This window comes from Enterococcus sp. AZ149 (assembly GCF_051714285.1).
Taxonomy (GTDB): Bacteria; Bacillota; Bacilli; order Lactobacillales; family Enterococcaceae; genus Enterococcus_D; species Enterococcus_D entomosocium.
Map to the genome: position 1 here is coordinate 2,693,923 of NZ_JBIORO010000001.1, position 17,509 is coordinate 2,711,431.

Sequence of the window (17,509 nt, forward strand, 5' to 3'; positions counted from 1 at the left end):
CTTTTTTCAGCGAAAGCAGTTGTTCCTGCTCCTGGGCATGATCAGAAAAATCCATTAAAAAAGCACCAGAATCAGCGATTCTAGCGCCTTTTTGAGGGATTACTTATAAATAGCGATTGTCCCGTAAAACGGCTTTTTTAATATCTGCCACCGTTTGCGTCCCCGCAAGCTGCATGACCATCTCCAATTCTTTTTTGAAGAAATCAAAGACTTGTTGAACACCGGTAGCACCACCTAGAGCCAACCCATAGATCACTGGGCGGCCGATCGCCACTAGATCTGCTCCGCAAGCAATCGCTTTAAAGACATGCTGTCCACGCCGTACCCCGCTATCAAAGACGATCGGCGCCCGACCTGCCACTGCTTCAGCCACGATCTGTAAGGAATCAAAGGAAGCTGGACCACCATCCAATTGGCGTCCCCCGTGATTTGAGACCCAAATCCCTTGTGCACCTGCCCCTAAAGCTCGTTCCACATCTTCTTCTGATTGCACCCCTTTGACATAAACTGGCAAGTCAGATTCTTTGGCGATAAAAGCGACATCCTGGGGACTTAATTTTTGTTTTGAGGAGCCGTAAACGGCATCCATCGTTTGTCCGATCCCTGATTGATAGGCCTGAACGATCGGCATTGCCAACGGAAAGGTGAAGCCATTGCGGCGATCCGTTTCTCGATTGCCCCCAACAGTTGCATCTGCGGTCAAAACGATCGCTTTGGCGCCATTGCGTTTTGCCATCGCCAAGATGTCTTTATTGATGCCATCGTCTTTACTCATATAAAATTGGAACCACTGCGGCGCTTCTTGGCCACCAGCTGCTCGGATTTCTTCCAACGTACAAGAGGCATACGAACTCGCCGTATAGATCGTGCCAAAACGTGAAACCCCTTTGGCTGACGCTTGTTCTGCCGCAACATTTGCTAAGCCGTGGGCGGCAACAGGCGCCATAATGATTGGCGCTGACAACGTATCACCGCCAAAGGACAACGTTGTGTCCGGTAATTCAATGTCCTTTAAGACATGAGGAATGATCAATTTGTGATTGAAGGCGCGTTCATTTTCTTGATAGGTAAAAATATCCCCCGCACCACTGCTGATATAGCCATACCCACCTTTAGGAATCACTTCCTCTGCCGCGATCTCCAAATCGCGCATATTGATAAAATCGATTGCTCCTTCTGCGGTACTTGCTTGATAAATTTTTTCCATGCCTTTCCCTACTCTCCAATAAGATAACGTTTACATTTTCATCCTACGCCTGATTGCAGGATCACGCAACTCATTCGCTCACTCCTACTCAACACGCTGCTTTTACTTTCCCACTCAAGACAGCCCTCCATTTGAGTGGGCTGAATTATTTTTATGTTCGTGAGAAATATTCTGCCAACAACAACGGCTGAATCGTTGGATATGTCCAGTTGGCAGGCGGCTCTGCCATTACATAGATTGCTTCGATTTCTGAGGTCAATTCATCCTGCAAGTCCGTGATCTGGGCTTCAAACACCAAGCCGTAATCGGTCTCCCCGTTTTTTTCTACACCATAGATAAATAACGGTTCTAGGGTAAAGTGCTTGGCGCCTGTTTCTTCTTTTAATTCTCGGGTAGCACACTCTGTGATGCTTTCTCCTAGTTCTCGCTTGCCTCCAGGGATCTCCAAGGTGTCTCGTTCTTTGTGTTTGACATAGACGAACTTTTCTTGGTACTTGCTGATGATCACGGCAAAAACTAGCTGCTCTTCTGCGATCTTTTCAAGCTCGAATATCGTTACGTTACTCATTTTTCTCATTCCTTTCAAAAAAGCAGACATGCTTCTAAAATAAACAGTCGTTAAATCAAAAAAAGTGCTGATCCCTTATGGAAAGGGTCAGCACTTGCAACTTATTACTCTTCTTCTTCCGCCATGAATGTGTTGAAGACTTCTTCAATCATATCCCATTCTGCTTCTGTTTCGATCTGTTCTAATTCACCTTCAGAACCGTCTTCGTTTTCAATATAAGCGTACGCTTGTAATTCAACGTCTTCTTCTTCTGGTACGCCTGCTGGATAAAGCAAGACGTAGTTGCGGCCGAATTCTTCCGTACCGTCAACCGTTAATAGAATTTCGTATAAGGTTTCATTTCCTTGATCATCGATTAAAGTAATGTGTTCATGTCCTTCATGATCGTGATCGTGGTTATGATCGTGTGTATGTTCTGACATTTATTTTCCTCTTTTCTGTAAATTAAAACAGCTGTTTCCCAGCACCATCTAAATAATTCTGCAAAATCATGACTGCTGCTAATTTATCAATCACTTTTTTTCGTTTGGCACGCGATGTATTCGCCTGTTCTACCAGCATTCGTTCTGCTTGAACGGTCGTCAGACGTTCGTCTTGGTAAACGACCGGCAAACCGAATTGCTGTTCGATCGCTGCGCCGTAAGCCATAGAAGCTTCCGCTCTAGGTCCGATCGTATTATTCATATTTTTAGGTAGTCCTACCACAAAACGTGAGACTTCATATTCTTTCACCAATTCAGCAAGTCGATCATAACCGAAATTGCCTTCATCTTCATTGATGCGAATGATCTCGATCCCTTGTGCTGTCCAGCCCATTGGGTCACTGACCGCCACGCCGACTGTCCGCGAACCAACATCCAATCCCATGATTCTCATTATAGGTTGATCCCGTGATTGCCTAAATAATAACGGATCAGAACTTCCATGATCTCATCCCGTTCGTGACGACGAATCAAATTCCGGGCATCCCGATAACGAGGAATGTAAGCCGGGTCGCCAGAAAGGAGATAACCGACGATTTGATTGATCGGATTGTATCCTTTTTCCTCTAATGCTCGGTAGACGATAGCTAATGTTTCGCTGACTTCTTTTTTACGGCTATCATCAAAATCAAAGCGAACTGTTTCATCTGTAAAACCCATTTCACGACACCTCTCTTTTGTATAGATTTTAGCATATGTTCCTTCTATATTGTACTAAACGTTTGATAAAACTACAAACATATGCTTAGATTTTCTTCATTATAACAAAGGTTTATGATGTTTCTATGAACTTTCTTAAAAAAAGCTAGAAAGCGCGATAGACATACTGGTTTTCTGGTGCTTCAATCGTCTTCTCTTGGTCTGCTACCACCATCGGTAAGTCTCGTTTGAAGGGTTGATAGTACTTCGATTGGATCGTCCCTTCCACGTGGAGCCACTGGTTATTTTCTGCAGTCGCTTGCTGCGGCAATTCCACTCGCAAGCCAAAAACGCCTGAATCAGCCACACAATGGATAATGCCAAAACGAAACAAAAAGATTTCATTGGCATCATCTTGATCTGCATGGTACACAAATCCGTCATAGGTGATTTTCTTACCAATGAATTCACTCGGGTACGTATAGATCAACTCCATGACTTCCAAGTAATTTTCTTCCGTTACCGCAATCGTCTCATCTTTGGCGTAACGTGCCAATGCTGCATCCATCTGAGTGTCATAATCTTCTTTGTTAAAATAAAGACTTGTATCGGGTTTCAGATATTGGGTCGTCATTTCTGGATCCCCCACAGATTCTTCACTTAGGGGGAAATTAAACCCTTTTGCTTCAACGATCGTCGTATCCAAGCTAACGGTGGGAAAAAAGAGACCCACGATGATCGGTAAGGCTAATAGAAAATACGCAATCACTCGTTGGTGTTTTTTCTCCAATCCATGCTGATGCTCATCGTCATGATGATGCTCGGGCTCTTGTTTTACCCAAAAATACAGCTGGACCAAAGCCAATAATAAAGAAATGATCATGGATAAAATAGCGAGATAGCGATAATGAATGTTGATAAACTGATTGAGTTTACCCGTCACTTGCAAATACATCATCAATTCAAAATAGCCTGATAAGATCAAAAAACGAACCATTCTTTACACCACCCATGCATAAATTGAAACGACGATTGCGACTAAACCAACTAAAGAAGCGATAAAACGCCCCGAAAAGTACCGCTTCATCATCAACAGGTTTTTAATATCTACCATTGGACCAAAAACCAGGAAACCGACGACTGGTCCAGTGCCGAATAAACTCAACAACGAAGAGCCGATAAAGGCATCTGCTTCGGAACATAGGGATAACGTTAATGCTAACAGCAGCATGACGAAGACCGCTAACAGCTTCGTGGAGCCTAATGTCAGCATCAAGCCAGTTGGCAGATAGGTCTGCATCGCTGAGGCGATCAACGCACCAATGATCAAATAACGCCCAGTATCGAAAAACTCATCCAAGCTATGCTGCAGCAAATGACGAATCTGCCGAAGGAGCGGATGACTGCTCTTTTCCGTTTGATGGTGGGCGTGATCATGCCCCTGATGGTGTGGGTGAGCTGCCTGCTCATTCCCGCCACTTAATTGATTGGCAAGCCGTGTTTTTAAGATCTCTTGTTTGTTAAAATACGCCAGCCAGATCCCCACGACCATTGCGACCAATAAGCTGCCCAGTACACGCAAAAAGGCGAACTTCGCGGAATTTCCAAAGGCAATGAATGTAGAAAAAATCACGATAGGATTGATGATCGGTGCAGTCAGCATAAAGGCAAACGCCGTATACACTGGAACCTCTTTTTTTACGAACTGATTAACGATCGGTACGATCCCACATTCGCAGGAAGGAAAAAAGACCCCCAGACCACAACCAACTGTGATCGATGCCAATTTGTTTTTTGGTAAGAGTCTCGTGACTCTTTCTGGCGTCAAGAAGACTTGTAAGGCACCTGAGATCAAGCAGCCCAATAGGACAAACGGCAAGGCTTCAATGACGATAGATAAAAAAATAACACTCATTTGCAGGACAGAATTCGGTAATGCCTGAAACATAACTTTAACCTTCTTTATCAATAAATTCGAAACGCTGGAATTACTATACGTTTTTTCCTTTTTTTATACAACGTTTTTTTTAAAGCAGCCTATTTTTTTAATCGTTGCTTTAGATTTCCCTTATCTTTGAATCCTTCTTACTCACCTAAGCGATCAGCTGCTAGCAGATATTTTGACTTTTCCTCAAGAACAGCGTACATTTTCCATGGAGGAATGACTTATGCAAAAAAATCAACCGATCCAAGAGAGGCTCGCCCAACATCCGTTGGCACTACTCTATCTCTCTCAACCAAATTGCAGTATTTGTGTTGCGGACAAACCACGCATCCAAACACTGGCACAAACCCAACAACTCCCACTATTTACCATCAACACGCTGACAGAGCCAGAAGCAGCCAGTTTATTTTCGGTCTTGACGGTTCCCGTCGTCCTCTTGTTCGCAAATGGGAAAGAAGTGCATCGCGAAGCCCGCATCATCGATTTCACACGTTTGACTCAACAAATCTTGCGGTATCAAGAAGCACTCACAAGCGTTGAAGAGCAAGATTCCTACGAATCACTTTTTGACCAGTTAGACGAGTAAGTTCAGTGAATGAAAGCAAAAAACAGCTGTCAGATCCTTGTATATACTACGATCTGGCAGCTGTTTTGCTGGTTCCTATTTATGTGATGCGATTATTCGCTTAGTGATGGTTCTTCTACTGGTTCTTCATGCGACAAGACGTTGCCTGAATGCAAGAAATAAATCAATGTTTGCAATTCATTGGTTAAGTCAACGTTTTGAATCAGCACGCCTTTTGGTGCAGTGATTCGCGCAGGTGTAAAGTTCAAAATTCCTTTAATGCCAGCTTTCACAAGCTCGTTCACTAAATCTTGTGAATGTTGTGCGGGAACCGTCAAAATAGCCACATCGATCTGCTGGATCTTCACTTGTTCCTTCATGTCATCCATTGGATAGACCGGCACACCATCTACGATTCGACCAACTAGATCTTCGTTGACATCAAATGCGGCACTGATCCGAATGCTGTTGCTTTGGTGAAATTTGTATTTCAACAAGGCGCTCCCCAAGTTTCCGACACCGACTAAAGCTACGTTCGTCATGTGGTCTTCGTTCAATGTCTTCGCAAAGAACTGCATCAAGCTTTCAACATCATAGCCGTAGCCGCGTTTTCCTAATTCACCAAAGTAGGAAAAGTCGCGGCGGATCGTCGCACTATCAACTTGAACAGCTTCACTTAGTTCGGTCGAAGAAACTTTTAATTTGCCAGCTTGGTGCAAAATACGCAAGTAACGATAATATAAAGGCAATCGCTTCGCTGTTGCCTTTGGAATTTGATGATCTTTCAAAGAATACTCCCCCATTGTGAAAAATTCACTTGTGATGAAGCTATCATAACAAATACATTGTTCAAAAATCAATTTGAATGCTCATAATTTGAAATATAAATTTTATAATGGTAAAATCAAACTTTTTCCCAATCGCTGTTTTTCATAAAATATGATAGACTTGTAGTATTGCAACCTTGATACAGACAAGTTTCTTAAAGATAGGAATGACATACACATGATTTTATTACAAGCCAACCAAATCGCCCGTCTTTTCGGAGCCGAGGTTTTATTTGAAAATATCCAATTAGAGATTGCCAGCAATTCCCGAATCGCGCTTGTTGGGCGCAACGGTGCTGGTAAATCAACGCTACTGAAAATTATTGCTGGACTCGAAAGTCCTGATAAAGGAACGATCGCTAAAAACAAGACCGCTACGATGGGCTACTTAGCTCAAGATACCGGACTTGCTAGTCAGGCCACCGTTTGGGAAGAAATGCTAGGGGCTTTTGCAACGGTTCGACAGATGGAGCAGCGCATGCGTACCTTAGAGATCGCCATCTCCGAAGCAGATCCTGCTGCTGACTCTGGCAATCTCCTGAAAGAATACGACCAGTTGCAGCATGAATTTGCAGAAAAAAACGGCTATGGCTATGAAAATGAGATTCGCTCCGTCTTGCACGGTTTTCAGTTTGATCCTTCTTTTTACACACAGCCGATCGATACCCTTTCCGGTGGTCAAAAAACCCGCTTGGCATTAGCAAAAATGCTGCTGCAAAAACCTGATATCTTGATCCTGGATGAGCCGACCAACCATTTAGACATCGAAACGTTATCTTGGTTGGAAAACTATCTACAAGGATATGCCGGTGCGTTGCTGATCGTTTCCCATGACCGGTACTTCTTAGACAAAGTTGTCAACGAAGTCTACGAACTGAGTCGCCAAAAAATGCGCCACTACAAAGGCAATTACAGCCGCTATTTGACCCTGAAAGCGGAACAGCTGCAAAGTGAATGGAAAGCCTTTGAAAAGCAGCAAGAAGAAATCAATAAACTGGAAGACTTTGTTGCCCGCAACCTTGTCCGTGCGTCTACCACCAAACGCGCGCAAAGCCGCCGTAAGCAATTAGAGAAAATGGACCGGTTGGATCGCCCGCAAGGAGATGAAAAATCCGCCCACTTCCTTTTTTCCATTGAAAAACCTTCAGGAAATGTTGTGATGCAAGTAGAAAATGCCGCTATCGGTTATTCTGAAGAAGAAGTTTTATCGGCGCCCATCGACTTAGATGTTCGTCGCAAAGATGCGATCGCTTTAGTGGGACCGAATGGGATCGGCAAATCAACCTTACTGAAATCGCTGATTCATAAAATCCCCTTTATTCAAGGAAAGGTGCATTTTGGCGCCAATGTCTCAATCGGGTACTATGACCAAACTCAATCCGATCTGCACTCAACCAAAACGATCCTCCATGAGCTTTGGGATGACCACAGTACCACACCTGAAGTCGAGATTCGCAATATATTAGGCAGCTTCTTATTTTCGGGAGAAGATGTTGAAAAGCCGATCACGCTATTAAGCGGTGGCGAAAAAGCCCGTGTCGCTTTGGCAAAATTAGCCATGGACCATGACAATTTCTTGATTTTGGATGAGCCAACCAACCATTTAGACATCGACAGCAAAGAAGTCTTAGAAAATGCGCTGATCGATTATGAAGGCACTTTGTTCTTCGTATCTCATGACCGCTACTTTATCAATCGAATCGCCACCAAGGTCGTGGAACTGTCTGAAAACGGCAGCAAGCTCTATCTCGGCGATTACGATTATTATTTAGAAAAGAAACAAGAAGAAGCTGAGATCGCAGCAATGTTGGAAGCAAAAACAACCGAAACCACCCTCTCAGCGGGCAAGCAAACCTTTGTCCAAAGCAAGGAACAGCAAAAAGCCGTTAGAACCTTACAGCGAAAAGTCACCCAAATCGAAGAAGAGCTTGCCACGATAGAAGAAACGATCCAGCAACTGGAACAAGACATGACCGCACCAGAAGCGTTGAATGATCATGTAAAATTGACCGCGTTGAATCAAGCGTTAGAACAAGCCCGCACTGAACAAGAAGCCCTATTAGAAGCATGGGAAAATACTAGCTTAGAACTAGAGGCATTTGAAAGTTGATCGTGGAATCGGTCTGTAGGCCGATGACAAGCGCCCCCTCCTTTGTTTTACTTAAAGAACAGGATGAATACGTACGATTCGTAAAACAAGGAGGGAAAAATGCAAAAACAGACAGATGTTTATCGAAAGCGTCGGCCAATGATTGTTTTAGCAGGATTGGTGTTGATTTGGATAGGGTTCAATCGAATCTCTCATCACGTGTTGTACGGAGAGTTGTCCGAACACGTGTCTACCGCCGTTGCCTATGATGAGAGTTATGACGACGAATATATTTACTCTCAAGCTATTTTTAGTGATGACATCAATGCTTATTTATGGGAAATGGACATCACGACACCGATTTTCTTGCAGACGAACGAAGAATGGGCCGATAGATCCTATGGCAATGACGGCAGCCAAACCTTAGCAGAAAACGGCTGTGCGATCGCTTCTCTTGCGATGGTTCAATCCTATCTTGAAGGCTATCCCATTTCGCCACTAGAAGTCCTTGATTGGGCAGGAGATCATTATTACGTTGACGGCCAAGGAACGGACTGGCGGATTTTTTCTGACTTTGCCGATGCAAACGGCTACAACTACTATGATCTTGGCACAGATCTAGCCAGTGTTGAAGCTTACTTGCAACAAAATCATCCCGTCATCGTTTCTGTGACTCCAGGGGAATTTACAGATGGCGGCCATATTATGGTCTTAGGTGGAATGATGGACGATCAAGTGTTTGTCTTAGATCCCAATGATGACCCGCAAAAATCCCATTACGCTATCTATTACACACTAGATGAAATCGCTGATCAAAGCTTACGCTTTTGGACCTTCAGCTGATTGTTCGAAAAAAGTCCCATTGTGGGGCTTTTTTCTTTGTCGTCCCGAAAGCAGCAACTGGATCTTATTTTTTAATAAAAAAACCCTTTTTTCTCCCTTTGGGAATCCGCTTTCTATTATAATGGAAGAAAGAAAGGTGTGAAATCTATGAAAATCGGTATCCCCAAAGAAATTAAGAACAATGAAAATCGTGTGGCATTGCCGCCCTCCGGAGTCTATGAGTTAGTCCAAGACGGACACGAAGTCTTCGTTGAACAAGGCGCTGGTGCAGGATCAACCTTTTCTGATCAAGCGTATCAGGAAGTCGGCGCTACGATTGCTACCGTTGAAGAGGTTTGGGCCTCTGAATTGGTTATGAAAGTCAAAGAACCTTTACCAGAAGAATACCCCTTTTTGCATGAGGGACTGGTTTTATTCACCTATTTCCACGTAGCCGCCAATCAACAGCTTGCTCAAGCGTTGATCGACAGCAAAGTGATCGCTGTTGCTTATGAGAACGTCCAGCTGGCGAACGGCACCCTGCCTTTACTGTCTCCCATGAGTGAGATCGCTGGAAGAATGTCTGTTCAAATTGGCGCGCAATTTCTCGAAAAAATTTATGGCGGAAAAGGGATCCTGCTCTCGGGTGTTCCCGGCGTCCGTCAAGGTCGGGTAACGATCATTGGTGGTGGCGTTGCCGGCGAGAATGCCGCGAGAGTCGCCGTAGGTCTAGGCGCACAAGTGACAATTTTAGACGTTTCAATCCCACGCTTACAAGAGCTGGATCGACAATTTTCTGGTCAAGTCCAAACTTTGTATTCCAATCGTTTGAATATCGAGCGAACGATCCAATCCGCAGACTTGGTGGTAGGAGCAGTTTTATTGCCAGGACAAAAAGCCCCGTGCTTAGTGACCCGCGACATGGTGAAACAGATGCCTGAAAAATCCGTGATCGTCGATATTGCCATTGACCAAGGCGGAATTTTCGAGACTGAAGACAAAGTCACCACCCACGACGAGCCAACCTATATCCGGGAAGAAGTTATTCACTATGCAGTGGCGAATATGCCGGGAGCTGTGCCGCAAACGGCAACCATCGCATTGAGCATTGCCACATTACCGTATGCCCAGCAGCTAGCGAAAAACCCTTTAGCAGCGTTGCGAGAAAACGAGGCCCTTGCCAAAGGGGTCATCGCCTATGAGGGCGCATTTACTTCAAAAGAAGCCGCGCACGATCTGTCATTGCCTTTTACCGATCTATCGGAATTGATTTGAGCCACTCTCCCACAATAAAACCAGCAGCCGCACAAGTAATTCGCGGTTGCTGTTTTGCTTTCTATGAGAATTTCCTTTTTTGGGTAGCATGGGCTTTGGAAGTATGCTATATTCATACTTAAAAAAATTCGACCTAGACAGGAGGAACACTGTGCTTATTCAACAACAAATCCAAGCATTTCCCAAAGTAGAACTTCACTGCCATCTCGACGGTTCCATTCGTCCAGAAACATTGATCGCCATCGCCAATCAGCAAGAACTACCGATCGAGCAAGACATCGAAGCTGTGAAAGCACAGATGCAAGCCCCCAAAGATTGTCATGACCTGAGGGATTATCTTAGCTGCTTTGATTTCGTTCGGCCGTATTTGCAAACACAAGAAGCGTTAGCAGCTGCTGCCTATGACGTGATGGAACAAGCCGCTCAAGATGGGGTCGCTTATATTGAGATCCGCTTTGCCCCCAGCTTATCGATGGACAAAGGACTCACTTGCAGCCAGACCATCCAAGCCGTGATCGAAGGCATCGCACGAGCAGAAAAACGCTACCCAATAAAAGGCAATGTTTTGGTCATTGGGATGCGTCAAGAAGACCTACCAGCTATTACGGCGATTTTTGATGAAGCGATCGCTCTTACCGATGAAAAAGTAGTCGGTATTGATCTAGCAGGTCCAGAAGAAGACGGGTACGTCCCTGATTTAGCTGCTAGCTATCAAGTGTTCCTCAAGAACCAAAGTGTCCAGCTGACCTTACATGCAGGCGAATGCGGCTGTGTGCAAAACATTTATCAAGCTATCGAAAGCGGTGCTCAGCGGATTGGCCACGGCATCGCCTTAAAAGGAGATCACACTGCCCAAGCGTTTGTTCGAGAACAAAATCGCTGTATCGAAGGCTGTCCTACCAGCAATGTTCATACGCGTGCGATTCCCACATACTCGGCATACCCATTCAGAGAATGGCTGGAAGCCAAGGTCCCTTTTTGTTTGAACACCGATAACCGAACGGTCTCAAATACGACATTGACCAATGAATACCTGCAAATGGCTCATCATTGCGACATGACCGAATCAGAGATGCGCTTCTTAAACGTAACTGCCGCTCAGCATTCCTTTGCGAAAGCTTCCGACAAAGCGGTACTCTTGAAAAAAATTCAAGAATGGCAATTCTAATAAACATGGACGCTAGTGATCCCCACTTGCGTCCATTCTTTATTTCCGAAACGATCAACTTTCTTTCATGCAAAGAAGAGCCGATCGATCCGTGTTAACCCCAAGGCATCGATTTCTAAAAGAGCTCTTTCGTAAATTTCTGTATTCGTGAAAGCCGCACTCTCGTGGGCATCGATCCCAATAATACAAGAGCAGCCGACTTCCTTGGCGATCTTCCAAAATTCAGGATGCGGATAGCCACCGTTCGTATAGCCTGCCAAATTATACTCCAACGGCAGCTGATACTCTTTGGCTTTTTCACATAAGCGGTAGGCAACTTCTTCACAATGAGAATCGAAGGTTTTATAGCCCCGCATGAACACATCTGGATGTGCCATATAAGCAAAGATCCCTGATTCGATCCCTTGTAGGGAGACTCGAAGATAATCTTTGATCGCTTTTACCGAATCCCCAGGTGTATGGTCGTAATAGTGATTGCTTTCGATTTCAGGAAAGTGATTGCCAAAAATCAAATAGTCGATCGACAGCCTTTCTTTCTCTGCAACTAGCCAAGGGATCATTGTTTCAAAATATTCACACTCTAATCCTAATTTCACATCGATTTGTCCTTGGTATTTTTCCCTTAAGCTTTTCACCGATGAAACGTAATCTTCCAATTGCGCAACATCCATCCGCATGGGGGAGACATACCCATCCTCAAAGGGCCAGGGACAATGATCAGCGAAGCCAATTTCCTTAAAGCCAGCTTGGATGGCTTTGATCACATAGTCTTCATCAGAATCCCGTGCATGTTTGCATCGAGTTGTGTGGGTATGATAGTTTGCTTTCCACATGGTTATTCACTCCTTCTTATTACATTTAGGTTAATTTGTTTTTGTGATCGCATTTTAGGTACACTCTTCTTGAGGCGTTATCCTTCAAACCGTTCGCTATTTTACAGAATCTTTTGTAAACGGAACCATTTTTTCGAAAAAATAGTACTAGCTATCAACACCTATCACTTAGCAACTTCATCAGTCTGGATTTATTCCAGTCCATTTCATTATAGAATTGCGGCTATCCCAAGACAATCAAAAGAAAGCTGCAAGCGGTTGCTTCTTTTCCCATCACTTCCATTGAGTCGTTTCTCTTGGGACAAATGAATTTTTCAAGAGGACGTGTCTTGGTGCGGTTTTGTCTCCTTGTACCTCTTGAAAAAGTAGCTGGGTCGTCCAATCCACCATCTCCTCTAAAGGTCGTGCGATGGACGAAAGCAAAGGGTTAGTACAAAGACAAACATTGGTGTTTTCATAACCAATCACTTGAATCGCTTCACCAACCTTTTTATCCAGTGAATGAAGGGAACGTAAAGCGCAGGCTGCCAAAAAATCACTTGCCGCAAAAATGCCATCGATAGAAGGCCATTGACGAAAAAGTTGATCAAAGGAAGTTTGCGTGACATTTACAAAATCGAGTATGACCTCGTGAACATGGATCTCTGGGTATTGGTCCATCACTTGATAAAAACCAGCTGATTTTTCTTGAACGGAATGTAATGTCTTTGGTCCATTAACGAAGAGGATCTCGCGACAACGATTTTGGATTAAGATCTGTGCTGCCAACTGTCCACCTGAGGTATTATCCGCAGAAACGGAGGATACTTCATCGCTAAGGACTCTACCCACACTCACTAGAGGTAATTTGAGAACCTTTTGCAACAATGGACCTTGCGTACAAAGATTGGTACATAAGATCAACCCATCAATATTATTTGCGAGAAACAAGTTCAAAAAATAGGCTTCTCTTTCAGGATTTCCTTGTGTGGTACCAATCATCAAACTATAGCCTTTCTCAATCAGTTGCGACTCGATTCGGGTAATAAATTGATTATAAAAATCATTTTTCAAATCATAGATCAGCAAGCCGATCATCTTTGAGGAATTGTAATAAAAGGACCGTGCTAATTCATTTGGTACATAATCAAGTGTTTGAATTGCTTCTAGCACAATCTGCTTTGTTTCTTCATTGACATATTTTCTGTTATTGATCACTCGTGAGACGGTGGTCACAGATACATTGGCAAGTTTTGCCACGTCTTGCATGTTTGCCATTGGTCCCTCCTTTCTCTCTTTTACATGTCTCGTAAATATTAAATCCTTTTCCATTTGATCTATTATCCGAATGCAACATTCCAAAACGCTTTCTTTTTATTCTATAATAGCAAACCTTACCTTACATTTTCTATTTTTATGAAAATAAAAAAGCTGTTTAGATGAAATCTCACCATAAACAACTTTTCTATGCTAGATAAAAGTTTGCATTAATGTCAGCGTCTTTGAAGAAAACAAGAAAATCACTCCCGTGTTCTCTTAAACAATCATTTACACAAGCACCCAGCTAATTTTTTAAATCTAAGCCTTCAATCAACGCCACCGCACGATCGATCCCAGCGTCTTTTGTTTCTTCTAACACCACGTAACAGTATGGCTTGTGTTTGATCAGAAGCTGTAAAATTTCTGGATACCGTATTTGTCCTTCACCTAACGGGACAGGGATCACTTCTTCTCTCGAGAGTTGAAAATCCTTTAGGTGCAAGCAGACGATTTTCTCGCCAAAAAGAGTAAACGCTTCTTCTACCAATGCAACTTGATCAGCAGCCGTTTTTGCGGTGATCAAATTCGTTGGATCGTAAATGATCCCTAGATAATCAGAAGGAACACGTTCAATCAGCTCGGCGATGCGCTGATTCGAATACAACGGATGATTCATTCCTGCTTCGATCCCTACCATGGTTTTATGTTTTTCTCCTACTCGAACGAGTCGCTGGATCACATGGATCAAGTCTTCAAAAACCTCATCCGAAAAATTCTCTTCGCTATATCCCAGCGCGGCAATGACTGAGCCTGTTTCTGAAGCCACCATGCTGGCACCAAAATAACGGGCATGGAATAAGTAGCGCTCAAATTTCTGTAAGATTTTCTCTCGTTCCTCTGGTTCGGGATGAATCAAGTTACTATAACAACTTAACAAAGCGATTTGAACGCCTTGTTCTTGGAATTCATTCTTGAAGAAGGTCCCCATACCTGGACTCATTTTTTCAGGAGCACTTAGGTCTGGAAAAGACGCATTCAAGGCAAACTGAACGTTTCTTATTTTCTTTGCTCCTACCGCTTGTGCTAGCTGCTTGGGTGTATATTCTCCTGAGAGGTCATGCCCTCGGATGGCTAAATGAATCATCTGACTCCTCGCTTTCTACTGTTTTTTCCCATTCAATAATCAAATTTTCATAAGGTTCTAGCCTATGGTTACCCCGCGCCAGCGCTTCACCTGATAAGCGTTCGAAACCGGGGAGATGTAAGGTAAAGTCAGCTGTCGTCATCCCTAAGTTACTGATCCAGAGTTGGACATGGGTCGCTGACTCTCGGCGATACTTCATCACACCTTCCGAACATTTGATCAACAGGCGCTCTGATTCATAAGGGAAAAGTTCTTTGTGACAAAACGACTGCCATATCAAACTGTCTGGTAAATTGCTAGGTAGCGCACCTAAATAGATGATCTCTCCTTGAGCCAGTTGTTTCTTAGCTAGTAGCGTTTGGTCATTCCCTCGTCCGATCGTTTCCCAATCTTCTGGGCAATGAAAAACTGTGACCAAATGATCCAAAGGTTCTTTTAGGCCGTCATAGGTTAGCTGATAAGTCAGTCCTTTCACCGTAAACTGCTGGATTTGGTCAAACCCGAGCCATTCTCCTAAACGATCTAAGCCATTCGTCGCTGGCCACGCTAGCTCTTTTGTCCGATCCCCCGTCATCGGGCCTAAAATCAGCTTGCCTCCTGCTTCAGTAAAGGCGGCAAATTTTTTCAGCAAGGTAGGACTGATCCAACGAACAAATGGGGCAAGAACAACATCATACTCTTCTAACGGACTATTTTCTTGAATGATTTCTACACGAATCCCTTGGCGAATCAGACTGCCGTAAAATTCGGTAAACAGGCTGCGATAATCATAAATACCCCCATGATCGATCGTGTAAAAGCGTTTCGAGTAGTCCGAGTAGATGATGGCTATTTTTGCAGATACATACTTCGTTTCCGCTAAAAGTGGTGCGATCTGTTGTCTTAGTTCGCCAATCCGAACTACCTCTTCATACCCACGATCTGGCTCTCCCCAAGCAGTTAACACGGCGCTATGGGGTTGCTCCACACCATAGCGATGTCCACGAAAATGCCAAAAACAGAAGGATTTCAAATGACCAGCATAGCCAATGAACGCTTCACTTGTGACAAACCCATGAGGACGAGGTGCCGCATAGTTTTCAATATGACCGGCATTGGCGGTACAAGTTTCTAACAATAACATTTCCTTGTTGCGCGGTTTGACATTCCGCCAACGATCCAAGTTCATGGTATACGCTGGATAGTTGTCTGCCGGTGCATACGTATCAAAACCGGCAATATCTAAATCAGCAAATAGCTCATCATTTTGCAAGTTAAACCCAAAAGCGGAGTTATGGGTAATGGGTAACGCGGTCTCCATTCGGATAAAATGACAAAGATCATGCGCAAACTCATTCAACGTATCGGTGGTAAAGCGGCGAAAGGCATTCATCAGGGAAGAATTATGCAAAAACGGGGTCGTTAGTGGCAAGACGACATCCTCAAATGCGTCATACCACTCACTCCACACCTTCGTGCCCCAACACTCGTTGAGGTTGGTCACGGATTGATAGTTGTCTTTTAAATACGTATGCCAACGCGTTTGGCACGTCGTACAGTAACATAGATCGACATGACATTTAAACTCATTGTCCAATTGCAACATAACGACATTTTCATGTTTTTCGGCAATCTCAGCGATTTTTCTCGTCAAACGATAGGCATAGCGGCGAAAGTCCTCGTTGTTGGTACAGACATGCTGTCTTGAGCCATGATGCATCTTCGTCCCATCTTGATTAGTGATTAAAGCTTCTGGGTACTGTTTTGTAAACCAGCGGGGCGGAGTTGGCGTTGGAATACATAAGCAAACATCGATGCCATTTGCTTGGTACTGTTCTAGCGCACGTTCCAACAACGCAAAATCATATTCTCCAGGTTGAGGCTCCAAGTCACGCCACATGAATTCCCCAATTCTAGCAAAATTCATGCCCAACGTTTTCATCGTTTGACTATCACTTTGCATGATTTCTTCCGACCAGACTTCTGGATACATGCAGGCGCCGTAATAAATATCAGGAAACAGTGGTTGCTCATGGAAAAACGCCTGTAAACGAATCGCTACATAGCGAGCGATCATATGCGCCCCGACCTTTGAAAAGTGGGTATCATCTGCGAGACCTGCAGGATAATTGGGGTGCTCATCCGGTGCTAACCAAACAAAGAGCGCTTTGGAAGCTTCTAGTCCTAATGTGTCATAATAATGATAGGTATAGCGATTTAAATCAAACAAATCCACTTCTTCCGTTCGACTAAGTTCTCTTAAGACAGGTAAAAATGCTGACAACGTATGCGCCAGTCGTCCCTCTTCCCCTACACGTCGTTCAACAGGTGTACACAGGATAGGAATTCCTGCTTTTTCTTTGATTTGACGGATCATGTCTGTCAAATGAGCAATGTACGCCTCCATCGTGACATGATTTTTCTCTTTTTGGTCATTATGTCCAAATTGCAGTAGGACGACTGTATTCGGTTCGACTTCTTGCAGGAGTTGCTTAAACAACCCTTCTTCGATAAACGAACGAGTCGTACTGCCGTTTTTCGCAAAATTGTGTACGTCTACTTCTGGGGACAGATAGCTTGGTAAAGCTTGTCCCCAGCCCATCATTGGCTGTTGATCAAGGGGATAATCCGCCACGGTTGAATCTCCGCCTAGAACGATTTTCATTTCTTTTCTTCCTCCATCTATTTACTATCAGATTTCCAACAACTTCGACAAGTCCACTGGTT

General features: G+C 43.9%; 17 protein-coding genes. 5 read left to right on the plus strand and 12 right to left on the minus strand.

Translation table 11 applies throughout. The features are described 5' to 3' along the window. Positions 1–103: 103 nt before the first annotated feature. The 7 genes from IGI94_RS12440 to IGI94_RS12470 all read right to left on the minus strand — a co-directional run bounded on the left by IGI94_RS12440 (position 104) and on the right by IGI94_RS12470 (position 4,844). Positions 104–1,207: an alpha-hydroxy-acid oxidizing protein gene (locus IGI94_RS12440; protein WP_010749842.1), complete on the minus strand. Its 1,104-nt coding sequence runs from the start codon at positions 1,205–1,207 to the stop codon at positions 104–106. Between the two features lie 151 nt (positions 1,208–1,358). Then, entirely contained in the window at positions 1,359–1,775 is a 417-nt protein-coding gene (locus IGI94_RS12445; protein ID WP_438842359.1) for an NUDIX hydrolase, read from the minus strand. A gap of 104 nt (positions 1,776–1,879) precedes the next feature. After that, the gene (locus IGI94_RS12450; RefSeq protein WP_005228559.1) at positions 1,880–2,197 is read right to left on the minus strand and encodes a DUF1292 domain-containing protein; all 318 of its coding nucleotides are present in this window, start codon (positions 2,195–2,197) and stop codon (positions 1,880–1,882) included. Positions 2,198–2,219: 22 nt separating this feature from the next. Next, positions 2,220–2,651, minus strand: coding sequence for a Holliday junction resolvase RuvX (ruvX, locus tag IGI94_RS12455; RefSeq protein WP_005234242.1), 432 nt, complete (start codon positions 2,649–2,651; stop codon positions 2,220–2,222). Continuing rightward, positions 2,651–2,917 (minus strand): IreB family regulatory phosphoprotein, encoded by a 267-nt coding sequence (locus tag IGI94_RS12460; protein WP_005228556.1) that lies wholly within the window; start codon positions 2,915–2,917, stop codon positions 2,651–2,653. The genes ruvX and IGI94_RS12460 overlap by 1 nt, the downstream gene beginning before the upstream one ends. A 145-nt stretch (positions 2,918–3,062) precedes the next feature. After that, positions 3,063–3,893, minus strand: a complete 831-nt coding sequence (locus IGI94_RS12465; RefSeq protein ID WP_010749849.1) for a TIGR03943 family putative permease subunit — start codon at positions 3,891–3,893, stop codon at positions 3,063–3,065. A gap of 3 nt (positions 3,894–3,896) precedes the next feature. Next, positions 3,897–4,844, minus strand: coding sequence for a permease (locus IGI94_RS12470; protein WP_016608821.1), 948 nt, complete (start codon positions 4,842–4,844; stop codon positions 3,897–3,899). Between the two features lie 220 nt (positions 4,845–5,064). Here IGI94_RS12470 and IGI94_RS12475 point away from each other — a divergent pair, with 220 nt between their 5' ends. Continuing rightward, on the plus strand, positions 5,065–5,427 hold the full coding sequence (locus IGI94_RS12475) for a thioredoxin family protein (RefSeq protein WP_008380790.1): 363 nt from the start codon (positions 5,065–5,067) through the stop codon (positions 5,425–5,427). A gap of 92 nt (positions 5,428–5,519) precedes the next feature. Here IGI94_RS12475 and IGI94_RS12480 read toward each other — a convergent pair whose 3' ends face one another. After that, positions 5,520–6,194 (minus strand): redox-sensing transcriptional repressor Rex, encoded by a 675-nt coding sequence (locus IGI94_RS12480; protein WP_005228549.1) that lies wholly within the window; start codon positions 6,192–6,194, stop codon positions 5,520–5,522. Positions 6,195–6,411: 217 nt separating this feature from the next. Between IGI94_RS12480 and IGI94_RS12485 the strand changes: the two genes are divergently transcribed. From IGI94_RS12485 to add, 4 genes are all read left to right on the plus strand, one after another. Continuing rightward, positions 6,412–8,343, plus strand: coding sequence for an ABC-F family ATP-binding cassette domain-containing protein (locus IGI94_RS12485; protein WP_438899842.1), 1,932 nt, complete (start codon positions 6,412–6,414; stop codon positions 8,341–8,343). A 99-nt stretch (positions 8,344–8,442) separates the two neighbouring features. Beyond that, on the plus strand, positions 8,443–9,165 hold the full coding sequence (locus IGI94_RS12490; protein WP_167826940.1) for a C39 family peptidase: 723 nt from the start codon (positions 8,443–8,445) through the stop codon (positions 9,163–9,165). A 147-nt stretch (positions 9,166–9,312) separates the two neighbouring features. Continuing rightward, positions 9,313–10,419 (plus strand): alanine dehydrogenase, encoded by a 1,107-nt coding sequence (gene ald, locus IGI94_RS12495; protein WP_008380781.1) that lies wholly within the window; start codon positions 9,313–9,315, stop codon positions 10,417–10,419. A gap of 151 nt (positions 10,420–10,570) precedes the next feature. After that, complete coding sequence (gene add / locus IGI94_RS12500) at positions 10,571–11,587, plus strand: adenosine deaminase (protein ID WP_438899843.1); 1,017 nt, start codon at positions 10,571–10,573, stop codon at positions 11,585–11,587. Positions 11,588–11,652: 65 nt separating this feature from the next. On the opposite strand, the gene IGI94_RS12505 is transcribed toward add, so the two are convergent. From IGI94_RS12505 to IGI94_RS12520, 4 genes are all read right to left on the minus strand, one after another. After that, on the minus strand, positions 11,653–12,420 hold the full coding sequence (locus IGI94_RS12505; RefSeq protein ID WP_016619818.1) for a histidinol-phosphatase: 768 nt from the start codon (positions 12,418–12,420) through the stop codon (positions 11,653–11,655). Between the two features lie 273 nt (positions 12,421–12,693). Further along, complete coding sequence (locus IGI94_RS12510; protein ID WP_223347119.1) at positions 12,694–13,677, minus strand: LacI family DNA-binding transcriptional regulator; 984 nt, start codon at positions 13,675–13,677, stop codon at positions 12,694–12,696. Positions 13,678–13,963: 286 nt separating this feature from the next. Then, complete coding sequence (locus IGI94_RS12515) at positions 13,964–14,803, minus strand: sugar phosphate isomerase/epimerase family protein (RefSeq protein WP_008380772.1); 840 nt, start codon at positions 14,801–14,803, stop codon at positions 13,964–13,966. After that, the gene (locus IGI94_RS12520; protein ID WP_086316498.1) at positions 14,775–17,447 is read right to left on the minus strand and encodes a beta-galactosidase; all 2,673 of its coding nucleotides are present in this window, start codon (positions 17,445–17,447) and stop codon (positions 14,775–14,777) included. Before IGI94_RS12520 ends, IGI94_RS12515 begins: the two co-directional genes overlap by 29 nt. Positions 17,448–17,509: the final 62 nt, after the last annotated feature.

What these genes read in the sequence shown, in the direction of transcription:
- IGI94_RS12440 (WP_010749842.1), bottom strand. Translation starts at nt 1,207, where the DNA reads ATGGAAAAAATTTATCAAGCAAGTACCGCAGAAGGAGCAATCGATTTT.
- IGI94_RS12445 (WP_438842359.1), bottom strand. Translation starts at nt 1,775, where the DNA reads ATGAGTAACGTAACGATATTCGAGCTTGAAAAGATCGCAGAAGAGCAG.
- IGI94_RS12450 (WP_005228559.1), bottom strand. Translation starts at nt 2,197, where the DNA reads ATGTCAGAACATACACACGATCATAACCACGATCACGATCATGAAGGA.
- ruvX (WP_005234242.1), bottom strand. Translation starts at nt 2,651, where the DNA reads ATGAGAATCATGGGATTGGATGTTGGTTCGCGGACAGTCGGCGTGGCG.
- IGI94_RS12460 (WP_005228556.1), bottom strand. Translation starts at nt 2,917, where the DNA reads ATGGGTTTTACAGATGAAACAGTTCGCTTTGATTTTGATGATAGCCGT.
- IGI94_RS12465 (WP_010749849.1), bottom strand. Translation starts at nt 3,893, where the DNA reads ATGGTTCGTTTTTTGATCTTATCAGGCTATTTTGAATTGATGATGTAT.
- IGI94_RS12470 (WP_016608821.1), bottom strand. Translation starts at nt 4,844, where the DNA reads ATGTTTCAGGCATTACCGAATTCTGTCCTGCAAATGAGTGTTATTTTT.
- IGI94_RS12475 (WP_008380790.1), top strand. Translation starts at nt 5,065, where the DNA reads ATGCAAAAAAATCAACCGATCCAAGAGAGGCTCGCCCAACATCCGTTG.
- IGI94_RS12485 (WP_438899842.1), top strand. Translation starts at nt 6,412, where the DNA reads ATGATTTTATTACAAGCCAACCAAATCGCCCGTCTTTTCGGAGCCGAG.
- IGI94_RS12490 (WP_167826940.1), top strand. Translation starts at nt 8,443, where the DNA reads ATGCAAAAACAGACAGATGTTTATCGAAAGCGTCGGCCAATGATTGTT.
- ald (WP_008380781.1), top strand. Translation starts at nt 9,313, where the DNA reads ATGAAAATCGGTATCCCCAAAGAAATTAAGAACAATGAAAATCGTGTG.
- IGI94_RS12505 (WP_016619818.1), bottom strand. Translation starts at nt 12,420, where the DNA reads ATGTGGAAAGCAAACTATCATACCCACACAACTCGATGCAAACATGCA.
- IGI94_RS12510 (WP_223347119.1), bottom strand. Translation starts at nt 13,677, where the DNA reads ATGGCAAACATGCAAGACGTGGCAAAACTTGCCAATGTATCTGTGACC.
- IGI94_RS12515 (WP_008380772.1), bottom strand. Translation starts at nt 14,803, where the DNA reads ATGATTCATTTAGCCATCCGAGGGCATGACCTCTCAGGAGAATATACA.
- IGI94_RS12520 (WP_086316498.1), bottom strand. Translation starts at nt 17,447, where the DNA reads ATGAAAATCGTTCTAGGCGGAGATTCAACCGTGGCGGATTATCCCCTT.